Below are 21,534 nucleotides of genomic sequence, written 5' to 3'. Positions count from 1 at the left end.
TCTTTTCGTTAGTCCACCCACTCTGCTATAAATAGGTTTGTGTCCCTTGGTCTTTTTGCATTCCGATTGCTTGCGAATACCAACCAATAGTGATCTTTGTGTTTATGGAATGAAAACATGGGGAAAGACTCAAACTCATTTCCAAAGGTAACTTGTTCTAAATTCGTTCCATCTATATTAATCATGAACAAATGGAAAGTTCTCCCTCCCTTTTGCAAAACATGATGGTTTGAGGAAAATAAAATTTTCTGATCACTTGGATGGAAAAATGGAGACCAGTTAGTTCCCGGAAGAAACGTGACTTGTTTTTTGTTCTTTCCATCTGCGTCCATTACGTAAACATTCAGTTCTGATGGTTGAACCAGATTTTTAGACAACAATTCTTTGTATAGGGTAATCTCTTCTTTGGTTTTGGGACGTGAAGCTCTCCATACAATTTTTTTTGAGTCATACGAAAAGAAAGCACCACCATCATAGCCTAACTCATTTGTAAGTTGTTTTTCTTCACCGGTGATTAAATCTTTTCTCCAGATTTCTAAATCTCCACTTTTCATGGAAGTATAAACAACATATCGTCCATCTGGAGAAACAGTTGCTTCTGCATCATAACCTTTGTTAGCTACGAATTTCTTTAGTTCTTTCGTTTTAGGATTGAAAAGATAAATATCATAGTCAAAAAGTTGCCAGACGTATTTACCTTGATAAGTTCTGATTGGGTTAGGACACTCAGGAAAAATTTCATGGGTTGATGAATAAAGGATTTGATTATCTTTTAAGAAATAAGAACATGTCGTTCTACCTTTACCCGTGGAAATTAACTCATATTGAAAGGTGTTATTCTTCGTAAAGTCCAATGACGAAATATCGATTCGATAGATTTGATCACACTCTCTCTGCGTTTGGGTTCGATAATTCCAATCACTTTGAAATACCAACATTGAGTCATCAAAACTGAAATACCCTTCAGCATTATTTCCAAAGAAAGTAAGTTGCACCATGCTTTTGAAGCGCTTTTCGTTGGGATGAATCAGAAGTGGTGTTATACTTTTTTCTTCGAGTTGTTTTTGAAACAAAGAGCTGCATGCTGTATTAAAGACTAAAACAAACAAGAAAAAGATGATTTTTCTTTTCATTTATTCTCTTTTTTTTTTGCTATTGCTTTTCTTTTTGGAGATTTGAGTTCAAGCAATTTTTGCTCTCCTATGAATTTTAGTTTGGCAGTTTCTTTTCCCTCTAAGCTCAACATCCAGTCCCGAAGAAGGGCGGCTTTCTCGAAGTCCAATTTTTCTGCTGCTTCCAACATGGCTTTTTTGATTTTTTCTATTTTCTGAGAAATCGAAATTCCTGACAATTCTAATTCTTTTTCTAATTCTTCGTATGTTTTTATTTCTTCTTCGATTTCTTGGAGCTCTATGTCTCTTGGTAAGATGTCATCAATTCTCTTTTTGATGGTTTCTGGCGTGATACCATGAAGTCGGTTGAATTCTTCTTGGATTTTTCTTCTTCGTTGAGTTTCTTCAATCGCATATTTCATTGAGGGTGTGATTTTATCAGCATAAAGAATTGCCATACCATCAACATTTCTTGCAGCTCTTCCGATAGTCTGGATCAAAGAACGAGCATTTCGCAAAAAGCCTTCTTTGTCAGCATCCAAAATGGCAACGAGGGAAACCTCAGGAATATCCAATCCTTCCCTGAGTAAATTTACTCCTACTACCACATCATAAATTCCTTTTCTTAAATCTCGAATGATTTCCACTCTTTCTATGGTATCAATCTCTGAATGTAGATAAGCAACAGAAATATCTAACTCCCGTAGGTAATCTGTCAAATCCTCTGCCATCTTGATGGTCAAAGTTGTTACTAAGGTTCTTTGATTTTTTTTGATTCGTTTTTTGATTTCTATGATCAAATCTTCAATCTGATTTTTTGTAGGTCGCACTTCAACAATTGGATCCAAAAGTCCCGTTGGTCTTACTAATTGTTCTACTACAACTTGAGCTCTGTTTAATTCATACTCTGCTGGTGTTGCTGAAACATACAAAATGTTTTTTGCTTTCTTTTCGAATTCTTGAAAGTTCAAAGGACGATTATCCAGAGCTGAAGGCAATCGAAATCCAAAATCAACTAAGGTTTGCTTTCGTGAACGATCTCCTTCGTACATTCCTCGAATCTGTGGGATTGTGACGTGACTTTCATCAATGATCACCCAAAAATCATCCGGAAAATAATCCAGTAGTGTTGCTGGAGGTTCTCCTGGCTTTCTTCCCGATAGATGCCTTGAGTAGTTTTCAATCCCATTACAATAACCCAATTCCATGAGCATTTCTAAGTCATATTTTGTTCTCATTTGGATTCGCTCTGCTTCTAATAACTTCCCTTGGCTTTTGAAAAACTCTATTCTTTCTTTGAGTTCTTCTTCTATGGCTTTGATGGCTTCTTTTAGTCTTGGGGGTGATGTGATAAAGTGTTTTGCAGGATAAATGATGATGCGATTGAGTTTTTCTAATATTTTGCCAGTTAAAGGATCAATCAAGCTCAAAGATTCAATCTCGTCGCCAAACCATTCAATACGAACTGCCTCTTGACGATATGCTGGGATGACTTCAACCGTATCACCACGAACCCGAAAAGTTCCCCTTGCGAATTCAACGTCATTTCGAACATATTGAATAAAGATGAGTTTCTTTAAAACCTCATCCCGATCTATCGTGAGTCCTACATCCAACAAGATGGTGCTTTCTTTGTAATCCTCTGGAGAACCCAAACCATAGATTGCAGAAACTGAAGCCACAATCACCACGTCCCTTCGCTCCAATACAGCTGAAGTTGCTCTCAAACGAAGACGATCAATCTCATCATTGATACTCGCATCTTTTTCGATGTATAGATCCGTTGTAGGAACATAAGCTTCGGGTTGATAGTAATCATAGTAAGAAACAAAATACTCAACAGCATTCTCGGGAAAAAATTCTTTGAATTCTTTGTACAATTGAGCAGCTAAGGTTTTATTGTGGGTGAGGACCAAAACAGGTTTTTGTACGCCCTCTATAAAACCCGCCATTGTGAAGGTTTTTCCTGAGCCCGTTACTCCCACTAGACACAACTGATTTTTGCCAGATTTCGCAGCTTCAACAAGTTCTCGAATAGCCCTGGGTTGATCTCCTGCAGGTTTATACGAAGAGATGAGCTTGAATTTTTTCATTTTAATTTTTTTGAAGCTCGAAAAATTGCTATTTTTTTATCTTCTATTCTATCGAAATCAATTTCGTCGAATAGTTTTGACATTACTAACATACCCCGCATTAATGTTAGAGAGCTATCGTATTTCCCTCGCTTAATATCTTTCTGAATTTCTGGAATTTCATAATGATTTCGAATTTCTACATAGAAGGTTTTATTTTCGATATAATATTTTATGTAAATCTCATCATGGGAGGAATACTTGACTGCATTTTCTACTGCTTCTGTCGATGCGATGATGATATCGTAGAGGAGTTCTTCTTGAACTTTATGGGATTTTAAAAACGATATCATACGGGAACGAACAAACTGAATGGGGGAACACTTTAAGTCAATCGGAAACGTAAACTCAACAGAATTTCCAAACAATATTTCCGAATTGTAAATATATTCATGTTTGAGGTTATCATAATTTATGAACACTTTTGATTTTATGAGTTTCATGAAAATTTTTAGAAAAGTGCGCATTGGAACTGCCTCATTAAACAAATATTGATACCAACAATAGAATTCCTTTAATGTTCCAAAAAGTCCTAATTTACCCATGTATAAAATGCGATTTTCGATTTTATTTAGACTGGCTTGCTCTAGGCTACTTAAACTCATGTTTGAGAGCAATCAAGATGTTGCTGGTAAAAATCAAAAGACCACCCATCCAGGCAAAAAATGAAAATGGTTCCCCAAGAAAGAAAAATCCGAACAACAAAGCGATTGGGATTCTTGAACCTGAAACAATACTGCCCGTTGTGGCATCTAAGTATCGATAAGAAATCGTAAGAAACCATTGACCCAACACACCCATAACCGCTGATACCAAAAGATACACTAAATCAGATTTATCAAGTAAAAATAAATTTTTATAACAAAAAGGAAGCGTAATAAAAACTCCTAAAAAAAACATCCAAAACAATATATATTCTGTTGGAGCAATCTTAGCAGAGCTTCTTAATGACACAATCGAAAAAGCTGCAGTGATTGATGACAAAAGAGCAAATATATCAGAAATCAGGATTTCGTGAGCTAACTTCAATAAAGGTTCAATGAAATAAAAGAAAATTCCAATAATACACAAAATCAGACTCAAAATGGTGCGAAAATCAGGATATTCTCTGATCAAAGGACCGGAAATCAATGCTACAAAAGCAGGATACGTCATGTTCAAAACATTTGCTCGTCCCGTCTCTCCCCATTCAATCGCCAAGTAAAAAAAGATCACTGCGATGCCATTGGTAATTCCTCTCATAAAAACAGGTAAGGGAAGTTCAAAGGAAAGGCGGATATTTTTCTTAATTAAAAGAAACAAAAACACAATGCTTCCCACATAATAACGATAAAAAGCATATACATAAGCATTTGAGGTAGGATCATCCATTGAAAGTCCAAGGTAGACAAAAACTGTTGCAAAGTAAAACATCAGAGCACTAAGTAGATTCCAAAATATCCCCTTTATACTTTTCTTATCCTTCAGATCATAAATGAATTGACTCACAAGTTCAATTCTTAAAAATATTTTATCTATGCCATTAATAAAAATCTCTCTCTTCCAAAAAAATTTAAGTGAAGGGCTGAATCTTCAAACCTTTAAGAAGTTGGCAAGTTTAAGATCCGATTTTCTTATTCTTCCATCTTTTTTTTATTCAGATCAAAATGTAAAACAAATCCTCGAGCTAAAAGAAAAAACACAGAATGCTGTTGATTGGCTTTTAAAACTTAGTCAATCCTACAAAGGCGTCATCATAGGCGGAAGTGTCGTACAAGTTCATGAGGGTAAATTATATCACTCCACTCCAATTATATATGATGAAAATATTGTGGATTGGTACCAAAAGCGTTTTTTAAATCAAGAAGAAACATCTTTCTTTACTGCTGGTAGTGACATTGGTATGTTTATGTTAAATAATATTCGATTTGGTGTCCTCATAGGGGAAGAAATACAAAACATAAAGTTGATAGAAGAATTAAAAAATAATCAAATCCACTTAATTTTCAATCCAAATGCTAACCCTGATGAAGGAAAAGATGAAGAAGCACTACTCCAATACGAAAATGATACCTACCTCAAGCCCGCAAAAGAATTAGATATCAGTATCGTCAATTGCGATGCTACTGGTTCATTTCTTGGGAAAAAACTTTTAGGTCGTTCCTTGCTTGCCACTCCTAAAGGAATTAGTTGGCGTGTGCTTTCCAACGATTTAAACAAACAAATTCTAAAAGACATCATGGTGCAAATTTAAGAAAATTTAAGAATACCTAAAATGGCTTCAGTCTCAAGCAAAGAAATAAAAAGTTAAAGCCTAAAAAACAAATAAAAAACCAACCAAACACTAATAAAGAAAAAGAATTTGAAATTTTTTTAACTGTTGGTAGTTAGTCCAAATGTCAAAATTTAAATTTATATCCTTTTTTGCTTATTCACTAAATTTTGACTCCATCCAGAAAAATCGAAATGAAAGATGGAAAAATCATCGTAGGAAAAATCACCATTCAAAAAAAATATTAAATGTTGGAGCGGAATGGTAATTAATTAGAAAATTTTACCAAGTGATTTAAATTAATTCCCTCAAATTTATCCTAAGAATTTGCTTATCGACTATTGAAACTCTAATAATTCTTTTGTAATACAATTATTGATTGACTTTTGAATAAAAAAATAACCTTAAGAAATTAATATATTGAAGTTTCATAATATTTGATGCACAAAAACAAATTAAAACAATTTCCTATATTCTTCGTTCTCGTTGAAATCCTCGCAGTTCGATAAGAACTAATTTTTTGTCTTATCGATTGAAACTAATAAAAAATCATAATGGGTATCTTTTAATTACTATATCTTCCTATTTCCTATTCACAACTCTAATGTCTGTAATTAAATAAAAAAATTATATTGTTTTAAAAAAATATTGACCTTCAACATATGTCAAAAAACTAGTAACTATGTTAAATTCTAAACTATACTTGCTATTCTTTTATTTAATGTTATTCTCATTCCCTCTTTTTTCTGAAATCATCGAAATGAAAAATGGAAAAATCTATGAAGGAAAAATCATCAATCAAACAAGAGAAAAAATCCAAGTTGAACTCGATAATAAACAAGTTCTCGTCCTCGATAAAAAAGACATCAAAAAAATTCGTTATACCCCATCGAAAGAAGAATTAGAGAGAAAGCGTAGAGAAGAAGAACGTCAAAAAGAACTCCTACGACAACAAGAAGAATTAGAAAGAAAACGAAAAGAAGAACGCCAAAAAGAACTCTTACGACAACAAGAAGAATTAGAAAGAAAACGAAAAGAAGAAAAAAAACAGCAAACAGCTTTAGTCCCCCCAAAAAAACCTTTGATATCACGACAAAACTTTGGAATTTCTTTTGGCATAGGTCCGAGTTCTTATCGGCATGCTTTTATCGATCTATTGAACTTTTATTCTTTATATTTAACTTATCAGATTTTCTATGTAGCTCAAAACTTAGGAGGTGGTCAATTTACATCTTTCCTTAGTTCTCCCATGAATACTTCCACAAATCATATTTCAATGCAACTATTTACACATATTGATGAAGTATCTTTTTACCTTTCTTTTACTTCATTTTCTTTAAATCCCGTAATTAAAAATCTAATCCTTTCTGAATATTTATACACAGGAAATATGCAATATTTAGATATTGACCCTTTTATTACAGCAAGGAAAACCAACCCCATATCAAATACTTTCAATTTTTATCTTAACTTCATAATTGATAAAAATGAGCTTCTAAATACTTTTCTTTTTATTGGCATACCGCTGGGATTAAAAATGGAAGATTCAAATCTTATCTCACCAAATGACAGCATCAGCTTTTCATCAACTCAAAACCGAAATCCTACACTCACAGGATCTAATTGGCGTTTTCGAAATAGAAGCATTACCTTATGGTCCGGTGTGAATCTTGAATGGTTGACATCGAAGAATTCTAAAATAATTACCCTAATATCTTATGAAATTGGAGAAAGTTTTTCCACATTCAACAAGAACAAATTAGGTTCAACTTCACCTTTGATTGGTTATGATTTTGATGTTTCAAATATGCTTACTTTGGGATTGGGATTGGGTATCGAGCTCCAGTATTTCGCTTCTAAAAACTTTGTCGTATTTCTTAATCTTAATTCAACCTTTAAAACTTCTATCATAACTGATGTTAATAATAAATTATATGGTTTTATCTATAGGGAAAATGGAGGTCAGATTAGACAGTTTATTCAATTAGAAAATTTTGCCAAAGATATTGTTTTTAATCAAATCTCTCAATTTTTCACTAATAGATTACTTATTGATTCTCAAAGCTTAAATTTTTCTTTTGGAGTCCAATCAATGATCGATTTTTAAGTAATAGCATAACAATCAGTATTGACAAAATAAAAATAATACACAAAGAACATTCTGCCATCAATTTTATGCTCATGACTGATCCATGGAAAAACTCCATCGCTTTTCTGCTTAGAATAAACATCTTGCTATGAAGCATCCTCTTATATATTTCCTATTAGTAACTCTAATATCTATAATTATATAAAAAAAATTATATTGTTTTATAAAAATATTCTATAAATATATTGACTTTTATTATATGTCAAAAAATTAATAATCACATCAAATTCTAAACGATACTTATTATTTCTCAACTTTTTGTTATTTTCCTTTCCCCTACGTTCAGAAATCATCGAAATGAAAAAATGAAAAATGGAAAAGTCTATGAAGGAAAAATCATCAATCAATCAAGAGAAAAAATCCAAGTCGAACTCGATAATAAACAAGTTCTCGTCCTCGATAAAAAAGACATCAAAAGAATTCGTTATACCCCATCGAAAGAAGAATTAGAAAGAAAACGAAAAGAAGAAAAAAAACAGCAAGCAACTTTAGTTCCCCCAAAAAAACCTTTAATTTCACGACAAAACTCTGGAATTTCTTTTGAAACCGGTCCGAGTTCTTATAAATCTGCCTTGGTAAAATTACTCACATTTTATTCTCTAATTTCAACTATTGGGATAGGAATCCGACAAATTCATGCCTCATCAGCACACTTTTAAATCCTACAACAGATCATGTTTCCATGGAATTATTCACACATATTGATGAAGTATCGATTTATTTTTCTTATACTTCATTTTCGTTAAAACCGTTAGTAAAAAACTTGACGTTTTTCGAACCTTTCATTACAGCCCAAATTGAAACTTTAGATATTGATCCATATTTTACTGCAATAAAACATAATCATAAAACCGAAATTTACAATCTTTATTTAAACGTTTTTGTTGGTAGAGATGATTTGTGTCATTGGCTATAGGTTAAAATTTGAAACTTCAAACCTTAATTTATCTTACAACTCTCTAAGTAGAATATTATTAACACTAATGCAGCCAAGAACTGAAATATCATCTCTTGCATTATCTGATTGGCGTTTTCAGAATGAAAAGACTTCATTTTGGTTTGGTTTAAAGATTGATTGGCTTATATCGAAAAATTTAAAATTAATCTTATCATTCAATTTTGATTACTTTTTAAACACTTTTAATTTGATCAAAAAAAGTTTTTTTCCAACCACACCAATATTAGGCTATAATTTTGAGGTATATTCCTTGCCCTCTACTGGGTATGGATTAAGTTTAGGTTTTTATTACTCATTATCAAAAAATCTTATTGCTTTTTTAAATACTAACTCGCTTTATGAAATAAATTTTATTCGAGTTGTGAAAAGTGAAATTTTTCCTCATTCTGTAAGAAATTAAGTCATTCCATTTGATATTATCCTTTTTAATGATTTTTTTGATGATATAACTTTTTCTCAAATTATGTCTTATGTCGCTAAATCCAAATTCTCAAAAAATCCACTCCCGAAACCTCTACGTTTCTTATGGAGTTCAATCCATGGTTGATTTTTGATGAAATGTTGTATATCGTTTTACTACACCCTGCTCGTATTCCATCACAAAATGAAGTTGTTGATTTTTGTGATAGCGAATCCTTTTCCCATGAAGTTTCCCCCCTAAAAAATATCCTTCTTCTTCTATGATACCTCCAGGATAAAAACGTTTGTAAAGACCGTTTTCATTTCCTGTCGTTGAATTCAAAAAGAAGAAATTACTTACTGGTTCTTTTTGATAATTTATGATTAAATAAAATTTTCCATCTGGGTAGTAATAATACCATGTTCCCACTCGATACCCTTCTTCATATATTCCTTCTTGAGATACCTTTCCATTTCGAAAATATTGCTTAAACTTTCCATGATACAGCTCTCCCTTTTTTTGTGCTTCACGAAAAATTTTGCCATCCTCATACCATACGATTTCTTTTTGTTCATCCTTGTATTCCCACATTTTTGTTTTCGAATTAAAAACCGCTCTCTCATTCACACCATGAGGTTTAGGAGGATAATATAATCGATCACACGAAATAACAAGAATTAATAAAAAAAAATTATAAAATTTCTTTATCATTGTGAAACAACTTCAATTTCTCTTTCAATCAAGATCTCACGATTTTCATCAAACACTCTCACTACATAACTTCCGGGATCCAACGTTCCTGCATAGTAAATATAATTTACGGTTCTTGGGATTTTTCTTCCAAAAGTGGCTTCTTCGCTGAGAGCAGCTCCATCTTTTCTGAGAATTTGTATTGTATAAAAGTTGGATTTCAGTTCTAAATAAGTAAAACGTATGTGAATGAGCTGTCCCGGATATAAAGGAATTTGTTTATTTTTGATAAAAGTTTTATAGTTTTCATCGGTGATTTCTGTATTAGAAATAGATAAATAATACTTAGGGGCAAATAGCCAAGTTCCCAACTTCCAAAGACCAAATATCAAAAGTAAAATAATTAAGAAAATAAGGACATAGCGAAGATAAGGTCCGAAATCTTTTTTCTGGGGTTCTTCGACGTAATCTTCTAATCGAATATCTGACGAAACATTATAAATTGAATCCCGTTTTGTAGACATATATTCCGAATTTTCTTTTTGGCTGGATTTGTCTTGATTTTTTTTGATTTTTTCGTCAGTATTTCTTTTTTGTGTCTGATCTGATATTTCGTGTGATTTTACTTCTGAGGTTTGAGTTTGTTCTGTTGGTGATTGCTGGATTTCTTGTAATACTTCTTTGTAGGTTGGCTGAGTTTCTTTCCCTATATTCTTTTGAACTTCTTCTTGAACTTTTTTAGTAAGCTTCTCTTTTTTGGATTTCATTTAATACTTCCTCAGTAAAGGTTTGGTATTGACTCAAAACTTTTGATTTTGGCGCATACGTGTAAAGGGGTTCCTTCATAATGTAGGATTCTTCTACAATCACACTATGAGAAATCGTGGTTTTAAAAAGATATAAGTATTTTTTCATTTCTTCTAACATGGTCTTCGCTATAGTAGTCCTTTCGTTGAACATGGTCATCAATGCACCTAAAACTTGGATATGGCAATGAAACTTCGTGTTCAATGTTTCTATGGTTTGAAGGATGGTTTTTATTCCTTCTAAAGAAAATTTCGCTGCTTGCAAGGGAATAATGACATAATCCGAAGTGATTAAAGCATTTAGGGTTAGCATTCCTAAATTCGGAGGACAATCAATGATTATGAATTCATAGTGATTTTTTATATGGGAAAATGCATCCTGCAAACGAAAAAAACCATCAATTGCGCCAATGAGTGAGGGTTCCAACTCAGAGAGCTGTAACGTTGATGGTAAAATAGAAAGATTCTGCCATTTTGTTTGTTTGGGGATAAAATTATCTTTTAAAACACTCGGCTCTTTTAAAACGGTATAAATGGTTTCTTCTATGGGTATTGTGTGAACATCAAAAAAAATAGAAGTTGTATTTGCTTGTGGATCAATATCAACCAACAAAACACGAAAGTCTTTTTTACTCAGAAGAAATGATAACTGAAGAGCTGATGTGGTCTTTCCTACACCTCCTTTTTGATTCGCAAAAGAAATGATTTTGGGAAATTTCATAAAAGCAAAATCTATTTTTAAGTTCGCAAAATCTTTACAATTTCTTTTTTGTTGATAGAGGAAACACAAGGGAAAAAACGTGAATATGAGTTATGAAGCAGTAATTGGCTTAGAAATCCACTGCCAACTTAAAACAAAAACAAAACTCTTTTGTAATGATCCTTATGAGTTTGGAGCTCCCGCCAATACCTTAGCAGGTCCGGTGACTCTTGGGCTTCCTGGATGTCTTCCTGTTTTGAATGAAGAAGTTTTAGAAATGGCAATCATGGCAGCTTTAGCTATGAACTGCGAAATAGCAAGAATCACCAAGTTTGATCGCAAACATTACTTTTATGCTGACTTACCAAAAGGATACCAAATTTCTCAGTATGATCAACCCTACGCAAAAAATGGAATCGTGGAATTTAAAAAACCCAATCAAGAAGTAGTTCGTGTCCGCATCCACAGAATTCACATAGAAGAAGATGCAGGGAAGTTACTTCATAGTTATTATGGTGGACGGGCTGTTTCGTTTGTTGATTTGAATCGTGCTGGTGTTCCATTATTGGAAATTGTTACCGAACCTGATCTTCGTAGTAGTGAAGATGCCTGGTATTTCTTACAAACCCTTAGAGGGATGATACGAGCTCTGGGGATTTCTGATGCCAACATGGAAGAAGGAAGTTTACGTTGTGATGCAAATGTTTCCGTTCGAAAAGGACCCAATGAACCTTTAGGAACAAGAGTAGAAATCAAAAATTTAAACTCCTTTAAAGCTGTAAGGAATGCGATTGATTACGAAATTGAACGTCAAATTTCTGTTTTAGAATCAGGGGGGAAAATCATTCAATCAACAGTCCTATGGGACGCAGACAAAAAAGAAACACGCTTAATGAGAACCAAAGAAGATGCCGAAGACTATCGATACTTTCCAGACCCAGACCTACCTGTATTTGAGATAAGCCCAAAACTGGTAGAAGAAATCCGAAAGAAAATGCCAGAACTCCCAGATCAAAAACGAGATCGATACATCAAAGAATTTGGACTTCCAGAATACGATGCAATCGTGTTATCCCGAGAAAAAGAAATAGCTGAGTATTTCGAAGAAACTGTGAAGGTTTCTGGGGATGCCAAGAAATCCTCAAACTGGGTAAAAGATGAAGTCTTGGGAGTCATTAATAAACTTGATATTCCCATCCAAAAATTTGCCTGCACTCCTAAGCGTTTGGGAACTTTGATCAAACTTCTTAATGAAGGAAAAATCACACAAAGAATAGCAAAGCAAGTTTTCGAACACATTTACGAAGAGAACTTAGATACTGAAGAAGTAATCGAAAAATATGGCTATAAACCAATTGATTTTGATAATGTAAAACAAGTGATCGATCGCATTTTCGAACAATTCCCTGAACAGGTTCAACAAATTCTAAATGGGAAAGAAAAAGTAAAAGGCTTTTTAGTTGGACAAGTGATGAAAGAAACCAAAGGTCAAGCTCCACCTGATGAAGTTCACAGATACATCGACGAAAAGATCAAAACCCTAAAAACCCAGTCATGACGTTTCTTTTGGGAATCCCTGTTTACAATGAAGTAAAGTTTATTCCCATTTTTTTTGAGAAACTACTAAAAAATCTTCCAGATGAGATCAACGAAATCATAGTGATAAATGATGGTTCCACAGATGGTTCTCGCCATGCCCTTGATGAAATCAAAACACCCAACAGAACGAAAATCCAAGTAATCCATCAATATCCCAATCAAGGTTATGGTGCAGGAATTATTTTCTTAATGTCTATGGCAAAAGAAGCTAATTACGATTACCTCATAACGATGGATTGTGATTTACAACATCAAGTGGAGGATCTTCAAAAGTTCATACAAGAATCAAAAGAAATAGATGTAGTTTCTGGCTCAAGATACTTGCCAGAATCTCCAATTGCTGGAGTCGATCCACCACCTGAAAGGATTGAAATCAACAAAAGAATTACTGCAAAACTCAACAAGACATATCATTTCTATTTGACTGATTCTTTTTGTGGATTTAAACGCTATCGACTCAAAAACATTCAACCTGAGGTATTTGAAGAAAAAGGGTATGCCTTTCCAATGGAATTTTGGGCTTATTCTTTTTATAATAAGCTTACCATCAAAGAAATCCCGGTTGCACGTGTTTACGTAACAAACGATCGAAGCTTTGGGGAGAATTTGGATCGACACACTGTTCGTTATCATTACTACCTTCGAGTATTAAAAAAATCTGATCGGAAGTTCCAACTTCAATATCAAAACAAAACTACTTAATCAGTGGATCAGTTCCCTTTTAAAAACAAATACATTTATCTAAATTTTTGCGGAGTCTCTCCCCTCTATGAACCTGCAAGAAGAAAAAAACAAGAATTTGAAAATCTACAAAGTCAACTGGGAGCTCTGGTTTTTCTCGAATATCCAAATGTTTTAAAACAATTTCATGAGAGCGTTGCCAAATTATTAAAAACCTCAGAAAAGAATATTTCATTCGTAAAAAATACTGCCGAAGGGTTATCCTTAATTGCGAATGGTTATCCTTTCGAATCAGACAAAGACGAAATTTTGAGCTTTGTTTTTGAATATCCATCGAATCATTACCCTTGGAAACTCCAAGAACGAAAACAAAAAGCAAAGTTCAAAATCATCCCTAATACAAAATCCGTTCTTTTAAATCCAGAAGAAGTCCCAGATGGTTTTGTATACGGATTTTCTATGCAAGATATAGAAAAGATTGTTACGAAACATACTAAAATCATAGCCATCAGTCATGTTCAATTTACTTCGGGATTTGCTGCTAACTTGAAGGAGCTGGGAGATTTTTGTAAAACTCACAATATTGACTTGATTGTGGATGCAGCTCAAAGTTTAGGTGTTATTCCGTTATACCCAGAAGAATGGAATATCTCTGCCATCGCTGCATCTGGTTGGAAGTGGTTGTTGGGACCATTAGGAAGTGGAATTTTATATACTTCAGAAAAATTCAGAAATAAAATTGAGTTGATGAACGTTGGAGCTGAGGTGATGATTCAAGGGCAGGATTATCTAAATCACACTTGGCAACCACATACTGATGGACGTAAATTCGAATATAGCACAATTTCGTATAGTGATGTGATTGCTTTGACGGAATGTATCGAAGGCTTGATTCTGCCATATAGTCCTGAGAAGATTTTTTCTCACATTCAAAAATTACATCAAATTTTCAAAGAAATCATAAAGAAAAACAAACATATCCTCATTCCTGAGTTTCCTTTTGAAAACCGCTCAGGGATACTTTCTGCGATTGTTAAGAATCCGCAAGAAGTAGCTCAAATCCTTCGTAAACATTCTTTGGTTTGCACTGTAAGAGGAAATTACCTTCGCATAGCTCCCCACATCATGATTACAGAAGAAGAAATCCAAAAAGCTGCTGAGACTCTACTAAAGATTGTAAATTCACAATAAATTTATATCGAAATCCAAAACATTTATAGAAATGTCATTTTCCTTTAAAATCACAAATTCTTTTTTGAATTTGAGGTTGTTATGGTAGAAACGATTATACAAAATTTACAAAATCTCAACCCACTTTTTATTCATTTATTTCTTATTGCTTCGACTTTTACAGAAAATATTTTTCCTGTATGGCCTGGTGATACTTTTATTGTTTTTGCAGGGTTTTTGATTTATCACAATGTGATTGATGTTTTTTCGACTTATCTATCAACAACCATAGGTAATTTCATTGGTGCATTTACTATGTATTTTTTTGGGAAAAACATTTTAGACTTCGCTCACAAAACTCATAGCAAAATCCATACACGCTTCTTACGAAAAGCTTTAGAAGACCTCATTTCTGAGAAAAATCTGCAAACCACACAACTATGGTTCCAGAAGTGGGGTTTTCTTTTTGTTGCGGCTTCTCGTTTTTTTGCTGGGATTCGGTTTTTTGTTAGCATTTTTGCAGGCATGATGAAGTTGAATCTTTTTTATTTCTCTATTGCGTTTTTTGTTGGTCTTTTGATTTGGAATAGTCTTCTTTTTGCTGGTGGCTATATCTTAGCCGAAAATTGGCGAAAAGTAGTTGAATGGATTGAGCTTTATAGTTACTTCATCACTATTTTTCTTATTTCAATAATCGTTTTTTTTATTTACATTAAAATGAAATTAAAACAAAAATCTTTTTAGATATGAGTGATCTCGATAGTGCCATTGAGCAGGTCCTACAGAAAATCCCCAAAAACATAAAAAGATTGGGGGTTTTGACAGGCGCTGGAATATCAAATGAAAGCGGTATTCCCACTTTTCGTGGTAATGACGGGCTCTGGAAAAACTACCGACCAGAAGAACTGGCAACCCCAGAAGCTTTTCGTAAAAATCCCGTGTTAGTATGGGAATGGTATGAAATGCGAAGACAAATCATCAAAAATGCAAAACCAAATCTAGCTCACATTACTCTCGTTGAAATGGAGGAATTTTTTGAAGAATTCCTTCTTGTTACACAAAATGTAGATGGACTCCATGAAAAAGCAGGATCAAAAAATGTTGTTGAAATTCATGGAAACATTTGGAAGGCACGCTGCACTTTTTGTGGACACAAAGAATTTTTAGATACCCCTTTAAATGAAATTCCCCCCAAGTGTACGAAATGTAGTTCCCTCATGAGACCAGATGTTTTGTGGTTTGGAGAGATGTATGATATAAAAATATTAAATTCCATCCAAGAATTTTTTGATGGAGCTGATATTATTTTTATCATTGGTTCTTCGGGACAAGTTTATGTTCCAGTATACATTGCAAAACAAGCCCAAATGAAAGGAGCTTTTATTTTAGAAATAAACCCCGAACGTTCGTATTATAGTGAATTTGCGGAAGTAGTTTTGAATTTCAAATCTGCTGAGGCTCTTCCGAAATTGTGGAAAAGCTTCAAATCCCAACTACAAAAAATCCAATGAAGTATTATTATAAAACTCCAGAGCAAGTCAAAAAAGAAATCGAAGAATACATAAGAGAACATAAGAAATCCCCTTATAACAAAACCTTTTGGATGATTTTTTTAAACATATTGATTATTGTGATTGTTCTCTTCATTTTAGAAAAAAGTGGATTGCTTATACAACAAAAATCCAAAGCTATCCAAAAAATTAGCTATACCATTCAAGATCAGCTTTTAATTTTGAACTTTGAACTAAATCACGAAATCACAATCGCATCAGAGATGAACGAGAAAAATATTTTCTTTTTAGAAGAGATACAATTTATCTATATGCACAATCAAAATTCCTATAACTTAAGATTCCAACCAACATTTACGAAAAAAAAGCTAAGCAAAGAAAACCCCAAACTTATTATAAATCTTCCAAATTTTGTATCAACAGCAAATATCTATAAAGTAATCGTAAGGATTAATCATCAAAACTATGAAGCTGAAAAACAACCACGTTAAAAAACAATCATAATTAATTTCTTGCCTGATTAGAAATTCTTTTATTTTTTGGATTTTGTTTAAAATATATTCTATTCCATTCATCTAAGAGGAGCCATTAAATGATAATACCAAAACATAAAGAATTCACACAAGAAGAGTTCCTTGCTATCAAAAAGATTGTAAACGAATTTGGTTGTGATGTAATCCCTATTCCTGGGGAGACCATGACTGTTTATGCTATAAAAGGCGATGAACGTAATGAACTCATGATCAATCGTATTGAAGGACTTCCTTTTGTTGAACGTGTCAGTCTAATCCAATCACCTTATAAATTGATGGATAGGAAGTCTGAACTTGCGAAAAACAAATTCCGAATCGCTGGCAAAGTGCCTGGCGAGGAATTGATTGTTATAGCAGGACACTGCACAATTGATCCCAAAAATCCGTCTCTATTTTATGAAAGTGCCCATGCTATTAAAGAAGCAGGTGCGGATGTATTGAGAGGTGGCGTATGGAAGCCAAGAACGAGCCCACATTCTTATCAAGGTGATGGAAAAGCCTTAGAAATTTTATTAGAAGCGAGAGAAAGATTCAAAATCCCCATCATAACAGAAGTAATGGATGATGAGCAATTAGAAATAGCCATCTCCGCTAAAGTTGACATGATCCAAATTGGAGCACGAAATGCCTTGAATTATTCTCTATTAAAAAAAGTAGGCGAGTTAACTCAGCATACACGAACTCCAGTTTTGCTCAAAAGAGGAATCCATATGGCACCTGTTGATGAATTTATAAGTGCAGCTGAATATATCGTCTTGCATGGAAATCCTAATGTAGTTCTTTGCCCACGAGGAACTCAACCAAATATCGTAGGATATAGGAATTATCCAGATGAAAGCATTACTCCACTTTTGAAGCAAAAGACATGGGCTCCCGTTATTGTAGATCCTTCTCATTCCGTTGGCAAGTCTGATTATGTTCCTCATGCAGCTTTAGCAGCTATTTCCTATGGAGCCGATGGATTGATCATTGAAACACACATCAAAGCCCAATTAGGGATTGGAGACGATCCAAAGCAATCCATTCATCCCTTTACATTAGCCCACATCATAGAAGATGCAAAAAATATTTTCTACAATATAAAAAAATACCAAAGACATTACATAGAAGAATATCAAAACGTGTAGTTTTTTATTTTTTTGCTTTTTCTTTTGCCTTCTTAATATTGTGTTGGGCTACCGCTAACAACGCTATAGGGATACCATAAGGAGAAACTGAAACATAATCTAACTTAGCTTCATCCATACAGAAAGGGATATTTGAAGGATCAGCTCCATGCTCACCACAAAGACCTAGTTTTATATTTGGTCTTGTAAGTTTTCCTCTCTCGGCAGAGAGTAAAATGAGTTCTTTCACAGGTTCGCCTAAAACTTGGAACGGATTTCCAGGAAGTAAATCATACATTGTATATGCAGGGAAGAAGGAATTAATATCATCCCTACTTAAGCCATAAGTTGTCTGAGTTAAGTCATTTGTTCCGTAGCTAAAAAACTCTGCATACTGAGCTAATTCATGAGATTGCAAAGCTGCGGCAGGTAGCTCGACCATTGTTCCCACTTTGTATTTGACTCGAACACCTTCTTGTTTGAATACTTCTTCTGCAATGTCTCGAATCCCCTTTATGTATTTTCCTTCTATCAATTTCCCATTTTTGATAAACTTCAACTCACTACTATTCATCACGATGGGGATCATGATTTCTGGTTCTACTTCTATTCCTTCTTTTTTTAGTTGAGTTGCGGCTTCGAAAATTGCCCTTACTTGCATTTCATAGATTTCTGGATAAGTAATTGCTACCCTACATCCCCTATGACCCAACATGGGGTTAAATTCATGCAAACGATCGATTCTTTCTTTGATTTCTTTTTCATTAGGTTTTAATCCCTTTTGTTGTAAATATTGTATGTAATCACGAAAAGCATCTTCATTTCTTGGAAGAAATTCATGTAATGGCGCATCCAAAAGTCGTATAGTTACTGGATAAGGTGCCATGATTTTGAATAATTCATAGAAATCATTTTTTTGCAGAGGTTTTAGTTCTTTTAGAGCTTCTACACGTTCGTTATAATCTTTCGATAATATCATTTCCCTGAATTTATTAATTCTTTGTTCCTCGAAGAACATGTGTTCTGTTCGACACAAACCAATTCCGTAAGCTCCCATCATTTTTGCTACTTTGGCATCCCGAGCTAAGTCTGCATTTGCCCTAACAACAAAATCTTCTGTAATAAATTTCTTTATAACTTGAATGAATTCCACTAAACCATTTTTATGGATATCAGGCGTGATAAGGTTCGCTTTTCCTAAATAAATCGTTGGTTCTCGGTAAACCGGAGCATCTAAGGTAATGTAATCTCCTTCATTAATACGATGACCATTGTATTCAAAGAAATTTTCTCCTATTTTAATTTCGGGATGAACGATACTTACTTTACCCAATGAACGTGCCACAACAGGTGCATGAGAAGAATATCCACCTTCAGAAGAGAGAACTCCCACTCCTACTTCTATTGCCTTTACATCTTCTGCAAAGGAGGCAGGAACACAAAGAATCAATCGAGTATCCTCTCCCTTCAAAATAGCTTCTCTGTGAGCCTCCATTAATCTATCAGAGTTGAAGTAAACTCTTCCAACGGCAGCTCCGGGAGCTCCCGTCAAACCACCTTTAATAGATGGAATTTCTTTTAATGATTTTTCATCTACGACTGCATGAAGCAAGGTCGCCAACTGACCAGGAGGGATTTGTTCTACGAGCCATTCTTCTGTTATGACTCCTTCCTTTAATAAATCCAGAAGAGTTCTCAAATGGGCTTGCGTTGATTTTTTATCGACTTCCGTTTGGTTTATGATCCATAACTTTTTCTTTTCGATGATGAATTTAACTTCTCGAATTTCGCGAAACTTTCTTTCGATTGATTTTCCTATTCTCTTTAATTCAACTAAGTATTTTTCATCAAGTTTGTTTATGTCTTCTCCTTCTCTATCCAAAGTATAACGATTGAGAAGGAATTCTCCCCTTAAAACATCTTCTCCCGTAATGATGTCACGAGTATAGTAATTTCCTACAGCTGAGTCTTCTCCCAAATTACCAAAAACCATTCCTTGCACAAGCATGGCAGGTGGATCTTCCCTATCCAATTCTGGATCGTAATATCGTTTTGCTAAATTTTTTATTACTAATTGTAGTTGCTGATAGGGATCATCAGGAACATTTTCTTTCCCTACGAGTTCCAACATTTCAAAAGCAGCTTGTTTTACTCCTTCCGCTGTATCATCATATTTTGATAATATCTCATCAAATTTTCTCTGTTCAATATCAAAGATTTTCGTTCCAATAGTGCGTATCAAATATCCATATTCAAACCATGCAGATCTCTCTCCAATTAAATTAGCGAAACCTTTTATGGTTTGCGGGGACAATCCCACATTGAAAACAGTAGGATAAAAAGGCAAACTAAAATTTGAACTTACTACAACTTTTAATAGCAAAGGATTATTTGCATCACCAAATTTTCTTCCAACACCATCTTCAATAAAAATTAATCCCCTTCGCAAAAGTGGGATAAAATCCTCAGTTAAAAGTTTGGGAGTATATTCGTTATCAATTATAAAGCCTGGCACTACTGGGATCTTCATCTCCGTTAATTCTAACATTCTTCTACCTCTTTTGCCTACACGTTCATATATATTTTGATCATAAACTTCACCTTTTCCTTCAAATACATAAATTTGGTTCATAATCAACTCCTATAAGTCATTTTTCAAATATTGCACAACAGTTTCTTCCTCGATCCTTACAAATATATAATGCCTCATCAGCCAATTTGATCAAATCTTCATGACTTTGAATATAATCCATATGTTTTGGTAAACTCGAAATTCCAATGGAAATAGTGATTCTTGCTTTTTTATCATTTATGTAAAATTCGTGATCATATATTTTCTTTCTTATTGTTTCAGCCAACTCCATTGCTTTATCCTCAGTGGAATTGGGGACTATCACGCAGAATTCTTCACCACCATATCTACCAGCAACATAATCCTCTTTAGATTCGTGTATAACATTCAATATTACATTAGCTAATTCTTTTAAGGCTATATCTCCCCCAATATGCCCATACTCAGTATTGATCCTTTTAAAATAATCGATGTCACTCATTAGGACAGATAATGGCACATTGCTATGAAGAAATCTTCTGTATTCATCTTTAAGTCTCATTAAAAAATATTCCTTTCGATAAAGACCGGTGGCATTATCAATTGTTGCCAAAGCATGCAATCTTGCATTTTCTATTGCTATTGCTGCTTGAGATGCCATGATTTCTATGATTCTTAGATCCTCAGAATCAAAGCTGCGATTCTGTGTTTTGTTTAAAACTTGAATTGTTCCTAAAACTCTATTACGAAATATCAATGGTACACACATCATAGAACGTGTTACGAATCCTGACGTTTCATCAGCTTTTCGATAAAATCTTGGATCTTTAGAACAATCTTCCACCAAAACTGATTTTTGGTTTTGAGCTGCCCATCCGGAAATCCCTTCTCCTAACTTTAATCGTATATCTTTTAATTTTTCTTTCTTCTCTCCTAAAATTGTATGGAAATAAAGCTCTTGTTTTTCTTCGTCCAACAGCATCAAGCTTGATGCTTCTGCTTCCACCACCTCTTTTGCTTTTTCTAATAATCTTTCTAAAACGATTGTGAGATTCAATGTTGATGATAAATAACGATTAGCTTCTAAGATTTCATATAATTTATCAATGGTTTTCTGTAATTTTTCACAATCCATATTGATTTTCTTATTGCTAATCACATATTATGAATTATCTTGTCGATTGC

Annotated in this window: 20 protein-coding genes; 11 read left to right on the top strand and 9 right to left on the bottom strand. The window is 33.8% G+C overall.

Annotation, left to right across the window (positions count from 1 at the left end; genetic code table 11):
- Positions 1-8 precede the first annotated feature (8 nt).
- The 4 genes from NZ853_01370 to NZ853_01355 are packed head-to-tail and all read right to left on the bottom strand — an operon-like array spanning position 9 to position 4,732.
- On the bottom strand, positions 9-1,133 hold the full coding sequence (locus NZ853_01370; GenBank protein ID MCS7204327.1) for a hypothetical protein: 1,125 nt from the start codon (positions 1,131-1,133) through the stop codon (positions 9-11).
- On the bottom strand, positions 1,130-3,205 hold the full coding sequence (uvrB, locus tag NZ853_01365; protein MCS7204326.1) for an excinuclease ABC subunit UvrB: 2,076 nt from the start codon (positions 3,203-3,205) through the stop codon (positions 1,130-1,132). Before uvrB ends, NZ853_01370 begins: the two co-directional genes overlap by 4 nt.
- Complete coding sequence (locus tag NZ853_01360) at positions 3,202-3,849, bottom strand: ATP-binding protein (GenBank protein ID MCS7204325.1); 648 nt, start codon at positions 3,847-3,849, stop codon at positions 3,202-3,204. The genes uvrB and NZ853_01360 overlap by 4 nt, the downstream gene beginning before the upstream one ends.
- Positions 3,836-4,732, bottom strand: a complete 897-nt coding sequence (locus NZ853_01355) for a DMT family transporter (protein ID MCS7204324.1) — start codon at positions 4,730-4,732, stop codon at positions 3,836-3,838. Before NZ853_01355 ends, NZ853_01360 begins: the two co-directional genes overlap by 14 nt.
- A 28-nt stretch (positions 4,733-4,760) precedes the next feature.
- Between NZ853_01355 and NZ853_01350 the strand changes: the two genes are divergently transcribed.
- From NZ853_01350 to NZ853_01335, 4 genes are all read left to right on the top strand, one after another.
- Positions 4,761-5,477 (top strand): carbon-nitrogen hydrolase family protein, encoded by a 717-nt coding sequence (locus tag NZ853_01350; protein ID MCS7204323.1) that lies wholly within the window; start codon positions 4,761-4,763, stop codon positions 5,475-5,477.
- A 700-nt stretch (positions 5,478-6,177) separates the two neighbouring features.
- Positions 6,178-7,602: a hypothetical protein gene (locus NZ853_01345; protein ID MCS7204322.1), complete on the top strand. Its 1,425-nt coding sequence runs from the start codon at positions 6,178-6,180 to the stop codon at positions 7,600-7,602.
- A gap of 347 nt (positions 7,603-7,949) precedes the next feature.
- On the top strand, positions 7,950-8,303 hold the full coding sequence (locus tag NZ853_01340; protein ID MCS7204321.1) for a hypothetical protein: 354 nt from the start codon (positions 7,950-7,952) through the stop codon (positions 8,301-8,303).
- Positions 8,304-8,326: 23 nt separating this feature from the next.
- Complete coding sequence (locus tag NZ853_01335; GenBank protein ID MCS7204320.1) at positions 8,327-8,560, top strand: hypothetical protein; 234 nt, start codon at positions 8,327-8,329, stop codon at positions 8,558-8,560.
- Positions 8,561-9,134: 574 nt separating this feature from the next.
- Here the strand turns inward: NZ853_01335 and NZ853_01330 are convergent.
- The 3 genes from NZ853_01330 to NZ853_01320 are packed head-to-tail and all read right to left on the bottom strand — an operon-like array spanning position 9,135 to position 11,219.
- Positions 9,135-9,713, bottom strand: coding sequence for a hypothetical protein (locus NZ853_01330; protein MCS7204319.1), 579 nt, complete (start codon positions 9,711-9,713; stop codon positions 9,135-9,137).
- A complete protein-coding gene (locus tag NZ853_01325) occupies positions 9,710-10,459 on the bottom strand; it encodes a hypothetical protein (GenBank protein MCS7204318.1) in 750 nt (249 codons plus the stop codon). The genes NZ853_01330 and NZ853_01325 overlap by 4 nt, the downstream gene beginning before the upstream one ends.
- A complete protein-coding gene (locus NZ853_01320; protein ID MCS7204317.1) occupies positions 10,431-11,219 on the bottom strand; it encodes a ParA family protein in 789 nt (262 codons plus the stop codon). Before NZ853_01320 ends, NZ853_01325 begins: the two co-directional genes overlap by 29 nt.
- Positions 11,220-11,304: 85 nt before the next feature.
- Here NZ853_01320 and gatB point away from each other — a divergent pair, with 85 nt between their 5' ends.
- The 7 genes from gatB (at position 11,305) to NZ853_01285 (ending at position 17,819) form a co-directional block, all read left to right on the top strand.
- Positions 11,305-12,756: an Asp-tRNA(Asn)/Glu-tRNA(Gln) amidotransferase subunit GatB gene (gatB, locus tag NZ853_01315; protein ID MCS7204316.1), complete on the top strand. Its 1,452-nt coding sequence runs from the start codon at positions 11,305-11,307 to the stop codon at positions 12,754-12,756.
- A complete protein-coding gene (locus NZ853_01310) occupies positions 12,753-13,499 on the top strand; it encodes a glycosyltransferase family 2 protein (GenBank protein ID MCS7204315.1) in 747 nt (248 codons plus the stop codon). Before gatB ends, NZ853_01310 begins: the two co-directional genes overlap by 4 nt.
- A gap of 3 nt (positions 13,500-13,502) precedes the next feature.
- A complete protein-coding gene (locus NZ853_01305) occupies positions 13,503-14,669 on the top strand; it encodes an aminotransferase class V-fold PLP-dependent enzyme (protein ID MCS7204314.1) in 1,167 nt (388 codons plus the stop codon).
- Between the two features lie 81 nt (positions 14,670-14,750).
- The gene (locus tag NZ853_01300) at positions 14,751-15,392 is read left to right on the top strand and encodes a DedA family protein (GenBank protein ID MCS7204313.1); all 642 of its coding nucleotides are present in this window, start codon (positions 14,751-14,753) and stop codon (positions 15,390-15,392) included.
- Between the two features lie 2 nt (positions 15,393-15,394).
- The gene (locus NZ853_01295) at positions 15,395-16,159 is read left to right on the top strand and encodes an NAD-dependent deacylase (protein MCS7204312.1); all 765 of its coding nucleotides are present in this window, start codon (positions 15,395-15,397) and stop codon (positions 16,157-16,159) included.
- The gene (locus NZ853_01290) at positions 16,156-16,650 is read left to right on the top strand and encodes a hypothetical protein (GenBank protein ID MCS7204311.1); all 495 of its coding nucleotides are present in this window, start codon (positions 16,156-16,158) and stop codon (positions 16,648-16,650) included. Before NZ853_01295 ends, NZ853_01290 begins: the two co-directional genes overlap by 4 nt.
- A 101-nt stretch (positions 16,651-16,751) precedes the next feature.
- Positions 16,752-17,819 carry a 3-deoxy-D-arabino-heptulosonate 7-phosphate synthase gene (locus tag NZ853_01285; GenBank protein MCS7204310.1) on the top strand — a complete coding sequence of 356 codons (1,068 nt, stop codon included), beginning with the start codon at positions 16,752-16,754 and terminating at the stop codon, positions 17,817-17,819.
- 4 nt (positions 17,820-17,823) lie between these two features.
- On the opposite strand, the gene NZ853_01280 is transcribed toward NZ853_01285, so the two are convergent.
- Positions 17,824-20,430 carry a PEP-utilizing enzyme gene (locus tag NZ853_01280; protein MCS7204309.1) on the bottom strand — a complete coding sequence of 869 codons (2,607 nt, stop codon included), beginning with the start codon at positions 20,428-20,430 and terminating at the stop codon, positions 17,824-17,826.
- Positions 20,431-20,446: 16 nt separating this feature from the next.
- Positions 20,447-21,484 (bottom strand): sensor domain-containing diguanylate cyclase, encoded by a 1,038-nt coding sequence (locus tag NZ853_01275; GenBank protein ID MCS7204308.1) that lies wholly within the window; start codon positions 21,482-21,484, stop codon positions 20,447-20,449.
- Positions 21,485-21,534 lie beyond the last annotated feature (50 nt).

Source organism: Leptospiraceae bacterium (assembly GCA_025059995.1).
In the GTDB taxonomy this organism is placed as follows: domain Bacteria; phylum Spirochaetota; class Leptospiria; order Leptospirales; family Leptonemataceae; genus SKYB61.
Note: the sequence above shows the minus strand (reverse complement) of the source record. Positions and strands in the feature narration are given on the sequence as shown.